Raw genomic sequence first — 18,723 nt, 5'->3', positions numbered from 1 at the left:
TGGGGGTGCGGCCGAAAACTTGGACTACCTGGAGGTAGTTCATGTACTCGTATGAAGACCGTCTGCAAGCGGTTCGGCTGTATTTGAAGTTAGGTAAGCGCATCGGAGCGACCATTCGACAGTTGGGATACCCGACGAAGAACGCCCTCAAAGCCTGGTATCGCGAGTACGAACAGTGCCATGATTTGCGGGCTGGCTATGTGCGTCTACGACAAAGGTATTCGGCCGAACACAGGCAGGCGGCCGTCGATCACTATCTAAGCCACGGGCGCTGTGCTGCTGCAACCCTGAGGGCGTTGGGATACCCGTGCCGGGCGACGCTGGCAGCCTGGATCGAAGAACTGCATCCCAGCATCGGAAAGCGCGTAGTCGGCAGAGTCGCTGGCAGCGCCCCGAAATCGCAGGAAGTGAAACGGGCAGCAGTCATCGAACTGTGCACCAGAGAGCAAAGCGCACGCGCGGTCGCTCAGAAGGCAGGCGTGAGCAGGCCAACACTGTATAACTGGAAGAACCAGCTACTCGGGCCAGAGGCTCCCGCATCCATGAAACGCCAAACCAAGCGCGCGCCGGACGAAGAGAGGGTGAAACTGGAGCAGCAGGTCGAATCCCTTCGACACGATATCCGGAAACTGCAGCTCGAACACGATATCCTCAAGAAGGCGAATGAACTGATAAAAAAAGAAGTGGGCGTCAACCCGCAGCTCCTGAGCAACCGGGAGAAGACGATGCTGGTTGACGCCCTGAACCAAACGTACGCGTTGCCGGAGCTGTTGGCAGCATTGGGGCTTGCTCGTAGCTCTTACTTCTATCACCGTGCACGCCTGCGCGTCGCTGACAAGTATGCAAGCGCACGTTGTGCTATCGCGAACATTTTTGAGGTCAACCACCGCTGCTATGGCTATCGGCGGATACGCGCGGCACTGGCGAGACAGCAAGTCTTCCTCTCGGAGAGGGTCGTGCGGCGCTTGATGAAGCAGGAAGGCCTTACGCTTGCTGTCACCAAGCGCCGTCGTTACGGCTCCTACCTCGGGGAGATAAGTCCTGCACCTGAGAACCTCATCAATCGCGATTTCCAGGCCGCTGCGCCCAATGAGAAGTGGCTCACCGACATTACCGAATTCCAGATTCCGGCAGGCAAGGTCTATCTGTCGCCGGTGATCGACTGCTTCGACGGGCTTGTCGTAAGCTGGGCTATCGGCACCCGGCCAGATGCTGAACTCGTCAATACCATGCTTGATGCTGCCATTGACTCTGTGGCCAACTGCGATGAAAGGCCTGTGGTTCACTCCGATCGCGGTGCGCACTATCGCTGGCCCGGATGGCTCTCACGGATGCGCGATGCCAAGCTCATTCGTTCGATGTCACGCAAAGGATGCTCGCCCGATAACGCAGCCTGTGAAGGTTTCTTTGGGCGACTGAAAACCGAGTTGTTCTATCCTCGTGACTGGCGGACAGCAACCATTGAGCAGTTCATCAAGGTCGTTGACTCTTACATCCGCTGGTACAACGCAAAGCGGATCAAGCTCTCCCTCGGCTTCCTGAGCCCGATCGAATACCGGGAGAGTCTCGGAATAGCGGCATAAAACAGTCCAAGATTCCTGCCGCACCCCCGGGTTCTGGGCGCAAAAGGTGGTTTTGACCCACCTGACTATACCCGGCCAATTCAATCACATCGGCGTGTCTCGAGTCGGCAGCGCAGTTCAACAGATCGGGCATAGCGACGATATCGCACGCACACATACGGTGTCTGCCGTTCCGCGGGATGTAGTCTACAAACTCACGCTGGATCCTAGCAATCCTCAACGATATCTCTACGACGGGAAGCCAAGAGCACTACAAGCATACCCAGTCAGCGTGCGCGTGCGACAAGCAGACGGTTCCGTCGCGTTGCGTACAAAGACCCTCTACTGGAGCCACTTCGGCCCAATAATCCAAAGTAACGAGCGTCCTTGGGACGTGGCTCATGCCTACACCCTGCGCTCGGTTATGAACACTCTGGATCGACTCAAGGTCGATGAGCACAAACTTGCGCTCGACCGAGCGAAATCCGTCAACGAAATTCGTGCAATTCTGTCGCGCTATCAGCTACAGGATACGAACACGATTGCCGTGGACAAGAACGGCAACACGTTATTCGCCGACATCGGCAATATCCCTCATCTGGACAATTCCCTCCTTCAACGATGCGGGACGGTCAAGTTGTTAGATGGATCCAGGTCGGAATGCGAACTTGGCACGGACCCAGACTCAGCACGCGAAGGAATCTTTGGCCCTAAGCGCAGCGCAGTCCAAATGGGTAGGCCGTATGTAGCGAACAGCAACAACCCCCCGCGGTACGTCAACCCGGAGTTCCCACTTAATGACCTAGACGATGTGTTCAGCCGCCAGGGAGTACCGCTCGGACTTCGCCCGCGTATGGGCCTCACCCTGATCTCTCAACGGCTGGACGGCACGGACGGCCTTGGCGGAAAGAAGTTTACCTTCGAAAACATCCAGAAGATGTTCCTCGGAACGCGTGTCTATGCAGCAGAAGTGGTCCTCGATGATCTCCTCAAACAGTGCGCCAAGCATCCTTCCGGCACGCTGAAGAACGGTGAGGTTGTCGACCTCAAACCCGCATGCGACATCCTCTCCAAATGGGACCGCACCTATAGCACCACTAGTCGCGGTGGCCACATCTTCCGGGAATTCGCAAAGGAAGGTGGCATCAAGTTCTCGGATACGTTCGATCCTGCTCACCCCGCGACAACGCCGAAAAAGCTGGAACTCTCGGATAATGCCGCTCTGGATGCGCTCGCACGTGCCGTCGCGAAACTCAAGCTGGCGAAGATCCCCCTGGATGCCTCTTTGGGTGAGATTCAAAAGACGAACCGGGAGGGAGAAGCCGTATCTGTCCCAGGTGGGGATTCCAACGACGGAGTCTTCAACTATATGAGCACCTCGGCGCTGTCCAAGGACGGATACAAGGCAATCGGTGCCACTGGGTTCTTCTATTTCATCGAATTCGACAAGAAGATCAAGAGCAAAGGGATGTTGATCTACGGTTTGTCGTCCGACAGAAGCTCCGAGCACTTCAGTGACCAGATGAAAGCCTACGGCAATGGAGTCATCGTCGACTGGAAGTTCAACGAATCGGACATCGCCGCCGACCCGTTCCTCAAATCGAAGCGAATCACCAACTAGCCTGACGGCCAGCCCGAACGGTTACTGCTGAACCAACCATGCCCTGAACGAAGAAGCTGTTCCAACCGCTTCACCGTTCAGGGCATCAGCTCAACTTGACGCAATGCGCCTTGTCAGTCTGCAAGCCACACTGCCTCACCCTTCCAAGCCGCGCTGGACACAAAAGTCTTAAGCCTCGAACAAAGCATTTCAATCCACGCTTCCGCATACCGTGATGCCGGCCCATCTCGAAGAGTTGTAACCGCCACATTTGAGCGAATCGATGGCCTGACGATCCTGTGCGCTGACAGTTCCCCTGCCTCAATTTCACGCTGAATCGCGATGAATGTGAGGATGGAGTAGCCCAATTCTGCCTTCACCAACTGCTTTGTCAGAGCGACGCTGTCGACTTCCAGCATAACTCGAAGCCTCACTCCATACTGAACTGCCGCCTGCTCAATTAAACGGCGATTGCTATGTGGAAGACTTGGAAGTATCAGTGGTAGTTCGGCGAGATCTCGGATGTGGTAGTCGCGCTCCTGTGCCTTGGGAACTGGCGGGCCCACTAGAATCATCGGTTCGGAGAACAACGTCCTTACATTGAATGCCTCCACCGGCGGTTGGTTGTACACGACCGCCAGGTCCACTCGTCGGTCAAGCACCCATTCCTGCAGCGAGCTGCTGAGGCCCTCCCGTACGTGCAGAGAGACCCTGTCCCACCGTTCGCGAAACTCCTTCGTCAACTCAGCCCCAATGAGAAGGCTCATTGTCGGCGGCAGCCCAACCGCAAGGTGGCCGCGCTCCTCATCGGAGCTGGCTCGAACATCCTCGCTAGTCTCGTTCAGCATGTCGCAGATTAGCTCTGCGCGCTCAAGTAGTCGGGAGCCGGCGACCGTTAGCCGCACTCCGCGGCCGTGCCGTACAAGCAGCGCCACGCCAATTTCGGCCTCCAACTTGGCAATTTGGCGGCTGAGTGCCGGCTGTGCGATGTAAAGGTCAGCCGCCGCACGGCTAAAACTTCCCGCCCTAGCCACCCCTATGAAGCTTCTGAGTTCCCTAATATCCACACGCACTCCTATGCCAATCTGGCATAGATTGTTATGTCAACACGGTCTTTGTCAATACTTAAGGGCCGATCTATGCTCCCATTAACTACAGATTCATCATAGATCTGCTCGGAGACAAAGCATGTCGGTTCCCCGCCATATCCCCATCCGCCTGCACTGACATTCGCACCACCGCGCCTCGGTTGCAATCGCTTCCTCGGCCTGGTCGCCTTTCATCAGCACGGTTTTCCCGTAGTCACCCGACGGTGCTCCTTCTTCGAGCACGGTGGCGATAACACGCGTCCACGTCGGGAGGAGTCCTCATGAAACACCTCAAGAAGCTGCATATTCAAGTCCTCATCGGCCTGGTGAGCGCCGTCATCCTTGGCTTGGTTGCCCCCAGCTGGGCGATTGCCATGAAGCCTCTTGGCCAAGGGTTCATCGCACTGTTGAAGATGATGCTCGCTCCAATCATCTTCTGCACTTTGGTCCAAGGCCTGGCTCATGTCCGTGACCTGCGCATGCTTGGCCGCATGGGGGTCAAGTCACTGGTCTATTTCGAGGTCCTTAGCACAGTCGCAATGATCTTGGGATTTGTGCTCGTGAACGTCTTCCAGCCTGGTGAGGGTCTGCACGCCGCGAATCTCGCAGAGAATTCCGCAGCCGCGAAGGCGGCATCCGGAGCAGGTAGCATATCTGCAGTGGATTATGTGCTGGGGCTCATTCCTCACACCGTGGTGGACGCGTTCGCCAAGGGCGATATCGTCCAAGTACTCATCATTTCGCTGCTCGCAGGGTTGGCGCTGAATATTGCCGTGGGCGAAGATTCCGTTCTTCTCCGTGGCCTGGACGAGGCGCAATCGGTCTTGTTCAAGATGTTGGGCTTCATCATGAAGCTAGCGCCCCTCGGCGCATTCGGCGCTATGGCCGCCGCAGTCGGCAGCTATGGAGGGATGACCTTGGTCTACCTACTAAAGGTCATTGTTCTTTACTACGGCGCCTCGCTGCTCTTCGTGTTTGGCGTGCTGAGTACGGTTAGCTGGATCATTGGATTGCCCTACTTCGCGATCCTCAAACTCATCCGAGAAGAGCTTCTGCTTATATTCGGCACCGCATCCAGCGAAGTCGCATTCCCGCGACTGGTTGAGAAGCTAGAACGTGCTGGCTGCGATGAAGCCGTCGTAGGCTTTGTTCTGCCTGCCGGCTACAGCTTCAACCTCGACGGCACCTCCATCTACATGGCTATCGCTGTTGGATTTATTGCTCAGACTACGGACACCCCGTTCTCCCTTTGGCAGCAACTTGGTCTTCTTGCGGTTCTCAGCCTGACTTCGAAGGGTGGGACGACCGTTGCAGGTGGCGCCTTTGTGAAACTTGCGGCCACACTCCAGTCCGTACGAGCGCTTCCATTGGGCGGCCTGGGGCTCCTGTTCGGCATCGACCGCGTCATGGCGGTGGCCACGGCACTCGTCAATGTGGTGGGCAACACCATGGCCGTCTTCGCGATCGCACGCTGGGAAGGCGCTTTCGACGCCACGGCATTTGAGAAGGAAACCGGAGTTCGGGCACGCACACCGATTCTGAAATCTGCAAGCGCGTCGTCCGCAAACGCCGTAAGTGCGTCCCGCGCCTAAGCTCACGATCGACTGAGCCTGACTTCTACCAGATCCTTGCTCGTCCTAATTTCCACGAATTCAGGCCGCAACCGAGTAAGCGGCTTCCAGCTTTGAGGTATCCATGACCCAATCGTGCATTATCTCCGTGGCCATTACAGGCTCCTTGCCGCGGAAATCCCACAATCCGGCTGTACCGGTTACAGTCGACGAGCAAATCGAATCCACTCAGGAAGCATATGAAGCTGGGGCAACTCTCGTGCATCTTCATGTCCGAAACGACGATGGCACTCCGTCTTCAGACCCGGAGCGATTCGCGCGCGTCCTCGACGGGATTCGGAAGCACGCCCCGGGTATGATTACGCAGGTTTCAACGGGCGGACGCTCCGGCGCAGGCCGTGAACGTGGAGGGATGATCTCCCTGCGCCCGGACATGGCCTCCCTTGCGACTGGCTCAGTCAATTTCCCGACTCGGGTCTACGACAATTCGCCAGAACTGGTGGATTGGCTGGCATGCGAAATGTTGGCGTACGACGTCAAGCCAGAAGTTGAAGCCTTCGACTTATCGATGATCTTCCAAGCAGCCAATATGCAACGGGTCGGGAAGATCGCCGGAGAACTGCATGTCCAGTTTGTGATGGGCATCAAGAACGCGATGCCCGTCGATCGAGAGGTTCTGGAGTTCTATGTTGCGACCCTGCGTAGGCTTTCGCCCAACGCGACCTGGACTGGGGCTGGTATTGGGCGCGACCAAATTACCATGGCACGCTGGTCACTCGAACTGGGTGGACATTGCCGTACGGGTCTTGAGGACAATATTCGCCTAGACCGAGACACTCTGGCGCCCTCAAACGCCGCGCTGGTCCGCCAAATTGCTGCACTCTGCGAAGAGTATGAGCGTCCAGTTGCAATTGTTGCCGACGCAAGGGCTCTCCTTGGATTGAAAGCCCTCGCCACATAGCAATCCCGCCTGTCAAATACTGCCGGCCAGTCGTGAGATTGCTTCCGAAGCGCTTTTCACAAGCTCGTCGACGATCGCTCGCGCTGGCTTCGCTTCTGTAAGTAGCCCTCCTCCGACACCACTGGGATTGCTGTGCAGGTCCCAGCGACCGGCCGCCGCCGCCGCCGCATTGAAGTCATCCATCAAGACCTTCTGGTACGGATTTGCGAGCGGCTCCAATCCAGAGTCTTCCCAAGCCTTGATCGTGGCATTCCGGAATCCCCGCATGGGACTTCCAGAGTAGATCCGGTCGCTGCGAAAATCCTCCAGCCGCCCTTCAAGAATCTGGGACTTATGCTCAGCGGGAATACTGCATTCCTCAGCAACCAGGAACGCAGTTCCCATCCAAACTCCAACGGCCCCAAACGCCAACGACGCCGCAATGCCCCGGCCATCGCTGATGCCTCCCGCCGCAATGACAGGGACAGAAACCGAATCGATGACATCAGGAAGCAGCGCAAAATTCGGGATTCGCCCCACATGGCCTCCGGCCTCCAGGCCTTGGGCAATAATGAGATCTGCGCCGGCGGCCGCATAGCTTTTTGCTTGCTTCGTGCTAGTGGCCAGCCCCATAACGAGCATCCGCTTCTCGTGTGCGGGCCCTGAGATGAGCTTCAGGTCACCGACCGCCCCAGCGAAGACTTGGACATCTTCTTCTAGGACCACATCTATCAAGCTTCGGGTCAACTCGGCGCGCGAGCCACGAAGGCCCGCATCTGTGCCGTCGGCAGTCGCCGCGCCGGACACTGCAATGCGACTATCTAGCTCGACTAGCTCAAGACCGAACCCTTTTGCTAGTTCACGCACGAAAGCGGCATGCTCAGGAAACTGCTCGATAATCTCTCGTCGGATCCTGTCCCTATCCAGTTCGGCCTTGGCAGCGGCTTGTGGCAATACAAGATTGACGCCAATAGGCTTAGCCGTCTGTGTGCGTACGTCTCGAATGACAGCCCGTAGTCGAGAGGGCGATAGTCCGGCGCCACCGATAACGCCCAACCCTCCGGCTTCCGACACCGCTGCGACAAGGGCAGGAGGCGTTGCGCGACCTTGAGATCCCATCCCAGCGAGACAAATGGGGTAGTTGATATCGAGCAGTGCGCACAGTTGCGTCCTGAGATGAATGCCTGTCATAAATGTCTCCTAGCAACCATTGGTCACGAACGTGCTAACAACTCGTCCGCTTCGCTCAACTCTCCTGGGGCAACGAGAACCCCGTGGTCAATTACGAGGATATCGTCGATATATACACTGTGCTCGGTACACACAGCGTCGGGATGGTTCTCTCCACCTCCCTCTTCCCACCAGGGAGTGCCAAACCCAATCGCGTCATTGCCCCGCACTCGAATGTCTTCGTTGAACGACTTTCCAGTAAACCGAGCCCGGGGATGAAATCCGTGAGAGAAGTGGATAATTGAGCCGAGCCCCACCGTACTTGCTCTCCGCAGGGCCGCTTCGAACACCTTCCGATGACTCCCCCCTCCAGCAATGCCCCGAATACGGCCGTCCACCTCAATGGTGAGTGGCTCATCCAAACGCGCATACCACTCATGGAAGACGGCATTGACTACCACCTTACCCTTCACAGATGCGGGGTCAGGGGTAATCACCGTCGATCCGGGAGGCGAAGTAGTTCCTGGAACAGACTGATGCCGGAGCTTGCCTGCCTTGGCTTTCCCAAGCAGAAAGCTAACATCCGTCCCTTGGTCATTCGTTACCCGGCAACGCTTGCCCTCTGCCGCAGCCACCAGACTGTCCAGACGGGTCTGCACCGAAAACAACCGGTCGAAATCCAGCTCTCCGAACAGTCGAATGAGTCCATTAGGCCCGAGGTCAAGGATGTTCACCGACCGCATACGTCCTTTTGCCAATGCTTCGGCATGAGCGGCCGAACCGCTGATGTAGGGGAAGGTGAAATCCACCCATACATCACAACTCTTCAGCCCTGCGGACACTGCTTCCGTGAGATGCGGATCTGCCAGCTTACCCTGATACGGGAGCTGGGGAATGGTGAGAATGCAAACCTTCGCGCCGTGAACACGAGCGGCATGTGCGACTGCCAGAACTGCAGTCATGTCGGTGCACAGGTCTGCGGTAAGAAGAACCTCTTCCTTGGGAGCCAGTCGAAGATAGTCACGCAGCAGAAAGTCGGCAGCTTGAGCAAGCGACGTCGAATCAAATTCTGTCTTCATCATTTTGACTTAGATAGTCCCGCATACCGAATGGTTAGTGGTCGTCAGACATGGACGGACGTCGCGTCGTACTCATAGATCCAGTCGTACCAATCCCCAACTTTGCTCGGGGCCCAGTGTTGCGAGATGTACTCAACTGCTGTGTCGGGATTCGCTAGCGCCTCGTTATGGCGACGTTTGGATTGAGCCCATGACTGGTCGACCACCTTCTTCGTGCGCGGTTGGCGGAGATTTTCATACCATCCCAATGCCAGTTCCCAGTCTGGGCCGTACTTCTCCACGCACCTGACAAGAACGACAGCATCTTCGATGGCCATATTTGCGCCTTGTCCCAACGACGGCGGCATCGCATGGCAAGAATCGCCAAGGAGCGTGATCCGCCCCTTCGACCAGGATGGTTCCGTCTCGTAGAGATACGAACCCCATTTGTATGGGGTCTCGATATGCGAAATGATGCTGCGAATATTTGGATGCCAGCCTTCGAAGTCGGCCAGACATTCCTCGATGGTGCCTTTCTCCGTCCATGAGTTGGTGTGCCAGCTTGGCTTCTTTACCGTCCCAACAAAGTTGAAGAGCTTGCCGCTTCGCACTGGGTACATCGTCACATTGCCTTGCGGTGAAATCCAACTGCTCGCAACGCCACGCTCACGCTCCGGCACCATCTCAATGGGGACCATTCCGCGCCAGAAGATGTTGCCGACATACTGAGGTTTCGGTGTCCCATGCAGCTGCTCGCGAACGGCTGAATGAATTCCATCCGCGCCGACCAGGATCTGCCCGGTTGCAGTCATACCGTTATCGAACTTAGCTACCACCCCGCTGGACGAGGAGGACACGTCAACGCAACGATATCCGGTCCGGACTGCGTCTGACTTCTCCTTCTTAACCGCATCGAGAAGCATCGTATGAAGGTCCCCGCGGTGCATCGTGAGATATGGGGCACCATAGCGCGCCTCTGAAGTACTTCCCTGGTTCTGAAGAGGCCACGCTTGCCCGGTATTCCAAAGGCGAAGCTCACGGTCGCGAGACAGAACACCAAGCTCACGGAGCTTGGATTCCAAGCCGAGCGAAAAGAGAAGGCGAGTGCCATTTGGACTAAGCGTCAAACCCGCACCAATCTCCTGAAGGTCTGGCACCCGTTCATACACCTCAACGTCATGATCACGGCGGAGAAGGGCTAATGCCGTGGCAAGCCCACCAATGCCGCCTCCAATCACGAGGGTCTTGTTGTCCATACACTCATCCTTTTCTATTCGGCGCTCGGATAGCGTCCGACGACTGGAATGAGTCTAGCGAGACCGCAAGTGGAGGAGAACGTACGCAATCTCGCTACCAGCTATGCAAGAACTGAGCGGCAAGGACAGGATGAACATGCCATCCACGGCAGCTATAGCAGGTATTGAATAGGGCCTGTTGCCAGCAGATTCAGAATCCATAGAATCCGTAAAGCCACCCGGATTTTGCGCTTGTACCCACAGGACTGATATCTACGGCTCGCAGTCCCGGCACACATCTTCTGCCCCTATCTACAGGACATCACATGGCGTCGTCAAACTCCCTCTTCCTCGACTATGACATCCGAAAGCTGACAATCGGAGAGATTCTTGAGCAGCGCGCAGCAGAAATCGGTGACAAGGTCTATTTGAACTACCTTGAGACAGGACGCCAGTACACCTACGCGGAGATCAACAGCACTACAAACCGCTGGGCCAATAGCCTGATTTCAATGGGTATTGTGCGAGGCACGCACGTCGCAGTCATGATGGACAACTGCGCGGAACAGCTCCTGCTTTACTTCGCGCTTGGGAAGATTGGTGCAGTAACCGTCCCTATCAATACAGCGTCCCGAGGGGACCTTCTCAAGTACTACTTGGACCTGGCCGACGTGGAAGCTGTATTTGTCGACCTGACGCTCCTTGACCGCATCGCAGAAGTTCGCCCCGAGCTTCCCAAGCTGACCAAAGTCATTGGAACCCCAACCACGGCGGCGGATGCCGAGACAGAGAAGCCTGATGGCTCATACATTCGCTTCAGCGCACTGGAAGGCGGCCCGGACACTCCTCCGACACAGCGCGCCGTCTATTCCGATCCTGCCTTCATCGCATTCACGTCAGGGACAACTGGTCCATCGAAGGCGGTGATTTTTGGGCAGGCAGCGATGCTGCTGACTGGTCTCAACTACGCTCGCAGCTATGGCTACTCCAGCACTGATGTCTACTACATCTGCCTCCCCCTGTTCCATGCTAGCGCCCTACGCGGAGCGGCATATCTTTCCCTGATGTCAGAAGGATCCATCGCCCTGACGCGGCGCTTTTCAGTCTCGCGCTTCTGGAGCGATGTCAGGAAGGCCGGGGCCACGACGTTCAACCTGCTTGGCTCGATGGCGAACTTCATCTGGAGCACACCGCCATCTACGGAGGACCGGAACCATAACGTCCGGTTTTGCCGCGTCGCCCCGGTTCCCAAGTTTGCCCGGGAGTTCGAGGAGCGCTTCAATGTCCGCTTTGTGTCGACATATGGGCTCACAGACGTCGGTGCACCGGTTTCCTACACGCTAAATGACCCGCGAGAAAAGCTCGGCTCGTGCGGCCGTGCACGGGAAGGCTGGGAAGTCATGATCGTTGACAGCGAAGACTTCGAGCTGCCGCGTGGCGAAGTTGGCGAAATCGTGATTCGTTGCAATGTACCCTGGCACACGTCGTCGGGCTACTACAAGATGCCCCTGCAGACGCTCGCGATGATTCGGAACGGCTGGTACCACACCGGTGACCTAGGCTATATGGACAAGGATGGCTATCTTTACTTCAAGGATCGCGCCAAGGATTCCATCCGCCGCCGCGGAGAGAACATTTCGGCCTGGGAGGTCGAGCAGACCATTCAGAACCATCCTGCAGTGCAGGAGGTGGCTGCCTACGCCGTGAAATCGGAGTTGAGCGAAGACGAAGTAGCCGTAAGTATCGTCTTGCGGACAGACCAGCAACTCACCGAGGCCGCTCTCATCGAATACTGCGCGTCCAAAATGGCCTACTTCATGGTCCCCCGCTTCGTGCAGTACGTCAAAGAACTCCCGGTCAATGCTAGCCAGAAAGTACTTAAGGTAAAGCTCCGTGAAGCGGCCCAAGCGAATCCCGACTTGCTCTGGGACCGCGACAAGGCCGGTATTGAAGTGCGTCGTTAACGTCTCCGCCCCGTCGATCCGAGGTAGTCTTGCGGCCCATTCGGGCCGTTTTTTTTATTCAACACACAGACCGCGCATCCAAGCGACTGCGGGAACTCAACTTGCGCACCAAGGGGTCGCGTGCCAGAGCACTGACGCATATCAGCAATCCAGTTTCATACCTATCTCAGCATCGATGCATCTGGCACTCTAGTTTCATCAGGATCAGCAACCTACCCAGGACCTGGCGCAGGGAACACTGCAAATCGAAATGACTATTTCCTACTTGAGAGAACCGGAACCGCGACGGGCCAATGCAGAGCCGTTGATGACGGGAATTAAACGCGTCGTCGCCAATAACCCTGGCCCCCTAACCTACCACGGTACGAATACATACCTTCTGGACCACGCGGAGGGCACCGTTGTCATTGACCCTGGCCCAGCAGAAGATCCGGCGCATATCGACGCGCTCCTAGCCGCTGCTCGCACCCCGATTACGAAGATCCTCCTGACTCATGCTCATCGCGACCACGTTGGCGCATTGGAAGCCCTTGTAGAGAAGACAAGAGCTACGACCTACGCCTTTCGATTTCCTGTGGAGCAGGGTTTCCTGCCGGACGTTGCGCTTGGGGATGGAGATACGATCGCCGAGCTCGACGTGCTTTATACCCCCGGACACTGCTCTGATCACCTTTGCTTTGCCCGTGCCGACGGTGTCGTCTTCACGGGAGATCACGTTATGGGCTGGTCCAGCTCATTCGTGGCTGCTCCAGACGGAAGCATGACGCAGTACTTGAACAGCCTTGCACGGCTCCTGAAAAGAGAGGATCGCTGTTATCTCGCCGCACACGGCCCCGCTATCCATGACCCGAGAACCTATGTCGCGAGCTTGTTCGAACTGAGACTTCGAAAAGAGGCGGACATTCTGGCCGCCGTTAGCAAATCTGGCCCAATTTCCATAGAAGACCTGCTGCGGGTCACTTACCCAAAGGCAGTTGAGCCTCGTATCCAACGAGCGGCCCAACGCACCCTTCTCGCCCACCTCATACGGCTGAGAGACGACGGTGCTGTGCAACTGCTCGAAGACCTCTGGTCGGCAAGCTAGTAGAAGTCGACGCGCCTCGCCCCACTCTAACTACGCGGTCGCAAGATATCGATTTCAACATCATTCGTAGCACCACAACCACAACAGGCATGAGGGAGCGTACTGCCATGAAATCACATCGAAAATCCAGAGCACTTCTACTACTGATAGGCTCGATATCTTGCGCTGGCCCAGTAATGGCCCAAAGTTCGGTCACTCTCTATGGGGTCGCTGGCAACAATATCACCTACACAAACAACAACGGTGGAAAGAATGGCACTGGTGGGCTAGTTTCGCTGAACAGCGGTGGGCTTTCATCGCCGCGTTGGGGGATTCGCGGGTCTGAGACTCTTTCCAACGACCTCAAGGCAATCTTCGTCCTTGAGAATGGGTACTCCAATGATACCGGCGCACTGGGAGACTCCACACGGCTGTTCAACCGCCACGCCTATGTTGGCCTCTCCAGCAGCTCCTACGGAACCGTCGTCGCTGGCCGTACATCCTCCACGATGTACGACTTCATTCTGGACTTTGCCCCACAAGCATATTCCACGACCTTCGAGCCATACAACAGCCTGGCATCCCAGCGCGTCGACAACGCTGTAAAATACACAGGCGATTTTGGACCGGTCCGCATCGGCGCTTACCGAGCATTTGGCGAGCAACCTGGCGGTATGAGGGTGAATAGTGCTTGGGGCGCAGCAATCGCGGCTTCGGCGTCGAACCTCTCCGGTACAATTGCTTTCGACACTCTATACGGCGCACCCTCCGCCCAAGGATATACCGCCTCAAAGAAGCTTGGAGCGGCCGTCTCGTACGATTTCTCGAAGACTTCCGTCATGGCTGGTTATCGCTGGGGCGAGGACACTAGCGCAACAAGCGCAGTGACGTTCCGGGACAACCTTTGGTGGTTCGGTGTTAGGCACCAACTCTATAGTGCACTGACATTGATCGCGGCGTACTACTACGACGACGTCCGCAACCAGAACGGAACAAATCCGCCAAACCCATGGCAAGTGGCAGTTTCGGCCATCTACTCGCTCTCGAAACGGACTGACCTCTACGGCTCAGTTGCCTACGCAAAGAACGCCGGTCTGAACTTCACCAGCGTGACCAATCTCGACAACAAGGACATTGGCCAAACTGGCGTCGCCCTCGGCATCCGTCACAAGTTCTAACACGTGAAGAGCTACCGGCCTAGACGATGGTCTCGGTCGGTATCCTCCTCCGTTACTCGGTCTCAGAATCGCTAAGCTCGTTTCGAACGCGGTTGAGGTTACAGTCGACCGTTCCCCTCAAGACACCCGTTTCCACAAACCTCAAAGCTTCCGCATGGATAACGCGCAATAGCGATCGCGCAGCGGGGGAAATCGGCTGATTGAGCGGAGTTGCCGCGACCAATAGCGCTCTCATATCAGGTGAAGCAATCTTTCGTGCAACTAGCCTGCCCATTCGAACCTCGCGATGGACCGCACCAAACGGCAAGATGGTGGCGCCCATGCCGGCCCCCGCCAACTGACGGAGTGCAGGAATCGAGTCGACTTCCATGACGATATTGAGCTTGATACCGGCCTGCTCCGTTGCTCGCTCAATGACACGCCGGAGTCCATTTTCCGGCCCGGTAAGCACCAGCGGCATTCCTTCCAACTCGTCCAACTCCACTTCACGATCCGCGGGCATCTCGCGATTTTGAATTAGAAAAAGGTCTTCCAGCAGCAGCGGTGCTGCATTGAGATTTCGATTCCGAGCGGCATCATAGAGCACCGCGACGTCGAGGAGGCCCTCCTCGATCCACTCGCCCAATGAACTGCTGAATCCCTCCTTCACCCGAAGCCCCGCATCTGGGCATACCTGGCGAAAATGCATGGCAACAGGAGACACCAGCGTCGCTCCAATCGACGGAGGAACGCCAAGGGTGACGCGACCCTGAGGTGTGCCGCCGCTCTCGACCAACTCCCGCTTTACATCTTCCAACAAGCACAAGATGGTATTAGCCGTGTTCTGCAGTTGTACACCGGCGTCCGTCAGGACCACGCCTCGGCCGTGGCGGTAGAACAATTCATGCTTGAGTTCTTCCTCGAGCTTACGAATGTGGCGGCTCAGTGAAGGCTGCGCCATCCCAATAGTCACCGACGCCCTGGAGAAACTCCCTGCCTTAGCTACTTCGACAAAGTAGCGCAGTCCTGTGATATCCACCTTGCCTCTCCTCTTTCCTGGATGCCCGCATCTTATCTGCAACTGCGCAAAATGAAATGAGCTACCGTCGCTCCGACGAATCGGCGCGAGCAGTAGCTCTCACTTGAGGGTATTGCAGCGCAGCAAACTCTACTTGCCGACTCGAATCGCCTTAGCCCGCGCAATCACCTCGGGGCTAAATTGATCAGTTCGTGTGAGCTTCTGGAGTTCCAGCCCACTCATCGGGTCGAACCAAGTGTGAGATGCCTTGACCTCGGCGAGGAGTGCTGGATCCTTCAACATCGCATCGAATGCATCCCGGAGGATCTTGATGCGGTCTGCAGGAACACCCGGGGGCGCTGTGATGTGTTGGCCCAGCGTAACCGCCGTCAGGAATACGTTGAGAACATCGCGATCCGCAGGCGAACTGACGAACTCCGTGACTGCAGGGACATCGGGAAGCTGACTGCTCCGCGTTGGCGTGTATTGGACTAAAAACCGCACCGCTCCATCCTTTATCCAGCCTGGGCGAAGCGAATACAAGGAGTTAATACCGATCGTCGCGCCGTCAGCTTCGCCGCGCTCCACGGCGAGGATGGTCGACGCCGAATCACGATATCCCGAAACAAACCTGAACTTTGTGCCGGCCAAATGATTCATGACGTTGGGAAAAACCTGGACCAATGATGCCGGTGCCGTCGTTCCGAGCACCGTTTCCTTGGTCTTCGCATCAGCAATCGACTTCACCTTACCGTCGTTGGCCCGAACAAATGTCAGGTTGATGCCGCTAGCGACGCGGCCAATCATGTTGAATTCGGCCGCCTTGAACGAGACTCCTGGGCTCCCTAGCAAGTCCTCAACGATGATGTTTGCCGGCAACTGCCCAAGCATCGTGCCGTCCTTCCTACCCTTTCGGTACAGGTAGTTCGCTGCAGCAAGGCCTCCGGCACCAGGCATGTTCTGCGCCACCACGTTTGGATTACCAGGAATGTGCTTCCCGAGGTGACGCGCCACAAGGCGGCCGACGTAATCAAAGCCTCCCGGCCCAGAGGCAATGACGATTTCGATGGTCTTCCCTTGATAGAAGTTGGCATCGGCAGCAACCGCGGGGATTGCCGCTCCGCATACAGCGACCAAGCAAGCTCGAGCAACGAGGGCGGAAAATGAGGTCTTCATGGTTGTGTCCTTTTCGCAGGTGTAGTGCCCGTCTATGTGTAACTCACATCGATGGAATGATGTCCTTTAACGCCGGAATCCAGTCGCCGACGAAGGACCCCGGCCACGGGATAAGAAGCAACCTGTCGAATACGACATAGATGAAGAGCGTCATGCCAACAGCAAGCATCGCAGTAGTTTTCCAGCTCTCCCGGCCTTCCAAACGCATATACCCCGTGATGAACAATGGCACCGTCGGGATCAAACCAATAAGCGCCATAGAGCCCATGAAGAGCAGGATCCAACCGAAGAAGATGACCGAACGGAACAGCACTGTACGCTGACTCAGGTCTTCGAAGTTTCCTCCAATGTCCATATGAATCTTGTCCGGGTTCCCAGTCGTCACGGTGGACCTGAATACTTCATTCAGCAAAGCAACTGAGCAGAAGACAATCGCAGCTACGCCTACGACAAGCGGAATGATCTTTGCCGCGAAGTTCCACTCGAGCGCCTGGCTAACCAAGAAGACGAACACGCAGAGCAATACTACGTGCAGCCAGTTTGTGACCTTCCAGTGCGGCTTCGAAAAACCAGACATCATTCCGCGGATGCCACCGTGTGACCTCACGTCCTGATACAACGGGCCAAGGATCGCAAACGCTGCAAGCAAGAAGAGTGCCGCCACAACAGGTCGTGTCATCCAACCCATTCCATACCGCTCGATCGAGATAAACATGTACCGCTCAACGATGGAGCCCAAGATGAAGCCCAGCACAAGCGGAGGACGCGGCCACTTGGAGTGCTTCAGAATGGCACCAAGCACACCGAAAGCGAAAAGCGATGCCAGATCGCCCCAACTGCGTTGGCCTTCGAACGCGCCGACGAAGACGAAACACAGGACGACTGGAAGAATCAGGGTGTAGCGCAGCGTAGCAAGCTTCGCGAAATGGCCGGAGAACAGGAAGCAAAGGCCAGACCCCAGAATGTTGGCTAACGCAACACTCCAGATCATTGCGTAGGTAAGGTCCAAATGCTTCGTCAGCATCTCCGGCCCTGGGACCAATCCGTGCATCAGAAAGGCGCCAAGCAGGAGAGCCATACCCGCCGAACCCGGAACGCCGAATACGATAGCAGGCACCAACGCCCCACCCTCTCGAGAATTGGCAGCACTCTCCGCCGCGATAACGCCTCGGACATCACCCTTTCCGAACGTCTTGGAGGCGTCTTTTTCAGTCTTCAGCGCGTGGCCATAGGAAATCCACTCAATGACTGACACGCTGATTCCGGGCACGGCACCTATTACCGCACCAATCCAGGAACACCGCAGAATCAGAAACCAGTGTCGGAAGCAATCCCGGAGACCATCCATAAGACCAGGCTGGAAGACCCGCCGCCAACCCGTGCGTTTCGCCGAGTCAGAGCCTGATTGCGGTACTGCATCGCCCACCAGGCACGTACGACTGACCGCCAGATCGCACAGTTCAGGAAGCGCAAACAGCCCCAAGGTCAGGGGGACGAGTGGGAGTCCATCCAAAAGATAGTCAAGATCCCAAGTCCAACGGTCCGTGGCAGTCTGCGTGTCCGGCCCGATCATCGCCAACATTACGCCGAAACAGGCAACTGTCAGGCCCCGAAGCGGTGTCCTTCCTGAGAGAACAGCAACTAGGGAGAGTCCAAGCACAGCCATGGCAAGCAATTCAGGCGAGCCAACGTAGAGGATCGCCGGCTTAATTACCGGAATGGCAACCCCCATTAGCAATGCACCAAACAGCCCTCCAAGCATTGCCGAGAAGTACGCTGCACCCAGTGCCCGCCCCGCCTCTCCCCGCTTTGTCATGGGAAATCCGTCCAAGGTCGTCGCTGCCGAGGCAGCCGAACCTGGTGCACCCAGGACGATGGCAGAGATCGGGTCGCCAATCGTGACCGCTGAGAGCAGGCCGAGCAACAGAGCAATTGCAGTTGCAGGATCCATGGCAAACGTGAACGGCAGCAGAATCGCCACCCCGGCAACCCCTCCAATCCCCGGAATAATCCCTAAGGCCAAACCGAGCGTTACACCGCCGAACAAGAACATCAGACGATGCGGCTCAAGTAGCGTAATCAACGCTGCTCCTACCGATCCAAGTACATTCGCATCCACGC

The 18,723-nt window shown here is 56.7% G+C and carries 14 protein-coding genes; 7 read left to right on the top strand and 7 right to left on the bottom strand.

Annotated elements, in window-relative coordinates:
- Nucleotides 1-41 precede the first annotated feature (41 nt).
- Nucleotides 42-1,583 (top strand): IS3 family transposase, encoded by a 1,542-nt coding sequence (locus BLQ58_RS27445; protein WP_092602868.1) that lies wholly within the window; start codon nt 42-44, stop codon nt 1,581-1,583.
- Nucleotides 1,584-1,635: 52 nt separating this feature from the next.
- Entirely contained in the window at nt 1,636-3,183 is a 1,548-nt protein-coding gene (locus BLQ58_RS27440; protein WP_175460029.1) for a penicillin acylase family protein, read from the top strand.
- Nucleotides 3,184-3,296: 113 nt separating this feature from the next.
- Here the strand turns inward: BLQ58_RS27440 and BLQ58_RS27435 are convergent, their stop codons facing one another.
- Entirely contained in the window at nt 3,297-4,229 is a 933-nt protein-coding gene (locus BLQ58_RS27435; protein WP_092603549.1) for a LysR family transcriptional regulator, read from the bottom strand.
- Nucleotides 4,230-4,531: 302 nt separating this feature from the next.
- On the opposite strand from BLQ58_RS27435, the gene BLQ58_RS27430 reads away from it, so the two are divergent.
- Both BLQ58_RS27430 and BLQ58_RS27425 read left to right on the top strand, forming a co-directional pair.
- Nucleotides 4,532-5,842 carry a cation:dicarboxylate symporter family transporter gene (locus BLQ58_RS27430; protein WP_092603547.1) on the top strand — a complete coding sequence of 437 codons (1,311 nt, stop codon included), beginning with the start codon at nt 4,532-4,534 and terminating at the stop codon, nt 5,840-5,842.
- A 103-nt stretch (nt 5,843-5,945) separates the two neighbouring features.
- Nucleotides 5,946-6,782 (top strand): 3-oxoadipate:acetyl-CoA acetyltransferase, encoded by an 837-nt coding sequence (locus BLQ58_RS27425; RefSeq protein ID WP_092603545.1) that lies wholly within the window; start codon nt 5,946-5,948, stop codon nt 6,780-6,782.
- 12 nt (nt 6,783-6,794) lie between these two features.
- On the opposite strand, the gene BLQ58_RS27420 is transcribed toward BLQ58_RS27425, so the two are convergent.
- The 3 genes from BLQ58_RS27420 to BLQ58_RS27410 are packed head-to-tail and all read right to left on the bottom strand — an operon-like array spanning nt 6,795 to nt 10,245.
- The gene (locus BLQ58_RS27420) at nt 6,795-7,952 is read right to left on the bottom strand and encodes an NAD(P)H-dependent flavin oxidoreductase (RefSeq protein WP_092603543.1); all 1,158 of its coding nucleotides are present in this window, start codon (nt 7,950-7,952) and stop codon (nt 6,795-6,797) included.
- 23 nt (nt 7,953-7,975) lie between these two features.
- On the bottom strand, nt 7,976-9,013 hold the full coding sequence (locus BLQ58_RS27415) for a 2,5-dihydroxypyridine 5,6-dioxygenase NicX family protein (protein WP_139186185.1): 1,038 nt from the start codon (nt 9,011-9,013) through the stop codon (nt 7,976-7,978).
- Between the two features lie 41 nt (nt 9,014-9,054).
- Complete coding sequence (locus BLQ58_RS27410; protein ID WP_092603538.1) at nt 9,055-10,245, bottom strand: FAD-dependent monooxygenase; 1,191 nt, start codon at nt 10,243-10,245, stop codon at nt 9,055-9,057.
- A gap of 305 nt (nt 10,246-10,550) precedes the next feature.
- On the opposite strand from BLQ58_RS27410, the gene BLQ58_RS27405 reads away from it, so the two are divergent.
- From BLQ58_RS27405 to BLQ58_RS27395, 3 genes are all read left to right on the top strand, one after another.
- Nucleotides 10,551-12,188, top strand: a complete 1,638-nt coding sequence (locus tag BLQ58_RS27405) for an AMP-binding protein (RefSeq protein ID WP_092603536.1) — start codon at nt 10,551-10,553, stop codon at nt 12,186-12,188.
- 250 nt (nt 12,189-12,438) lie between these two features.
- Complete coding sequence (locus BLQ58_RS27400; RefSeq protein ID WP_092603534.1) at nt 12,439-13,272, top strand: MBL fold metallo-hydrolase; 834 nt, start codon at nt 12,439-12,441, stop codon at nt 13,270-13,272.
- An 89-nt stretch (nt 13,273-13,361) separates the two neighbouring features.
- Nucleotides 13,362-14,429, top strand: coding sequence for a porin (locus BLQ58_RS27395; RefSeq protein WP_092603532.1), 1,068 nt, complete (start codon nt 13,362-13,364; stop codon nt 14,427-14,429).
- A 52-nt stretch (nt 14,430-14,481) separates the two neighbouring features.
- Here BLQ58_RS27395 and BLQ58_RS27390 read toward each other — a convergent pair whose 3' ends face one another.
- The 3 genes from BLQ58_RS27390 to BLQ58_RS27380 all read right to left on the bottom strand — a co-directional run bounded on the left by BLQ58_RS27390 (nt 14,482) and on the right by BLQ58_RS27380 (nt 18,721).
- A complete protein-coding gene (locus tag BLQ58_RS27390) occupies nt 14,482-15,447 on the bottom strand; it encodes a LysR family transcriptional regulator (RefSeq protein WP_092603530.1) in 966 nt (321 codons plus the stop codon).
- Between the two features lie 129 nt (nt 15,448-15,576).
- Nucleotides 15,577-16,602 (bottom strand): Bug family tripartite tricarboxylate transporter substrate binding protein, encoded by a 1,026-nt coding sequence (locus BLQ58_RS27385; protein WP_092603528.1) that lies wholly within the window; start codon nt 16,600-16,602, stop codon nt 15,577-15,579.
- A 43-nt stretch (nt 16,603-16,645) separates the two neighbouring features.
- Entirely contained in the window at nt 16,646-18,721 is a 2,076-nt protein-coding gene (locus tag BLQ58_RS27380; RefSeq protein WP_254776213.1) for a tripartite tricarboxylate transporter permease, read from the bottom strand.
- Nucleotides 18,722-18,723: the final 2 nt, after the last annotated feature.

The sequence above is a fragment of the Ralstonia sp. 25mfcol4.1 genome (assembly GCF_900104095.1).
In the GTDB taxonomy this organism is placed as follows: Bacteria; Pseudomonadota; Gammaproteobacteria; order Burkholderiales; family Burkholderiaceae; genus Cupriavidus.
This window is presented reverse-complemented; position numbering and strand designations above follow the sequence as displayed.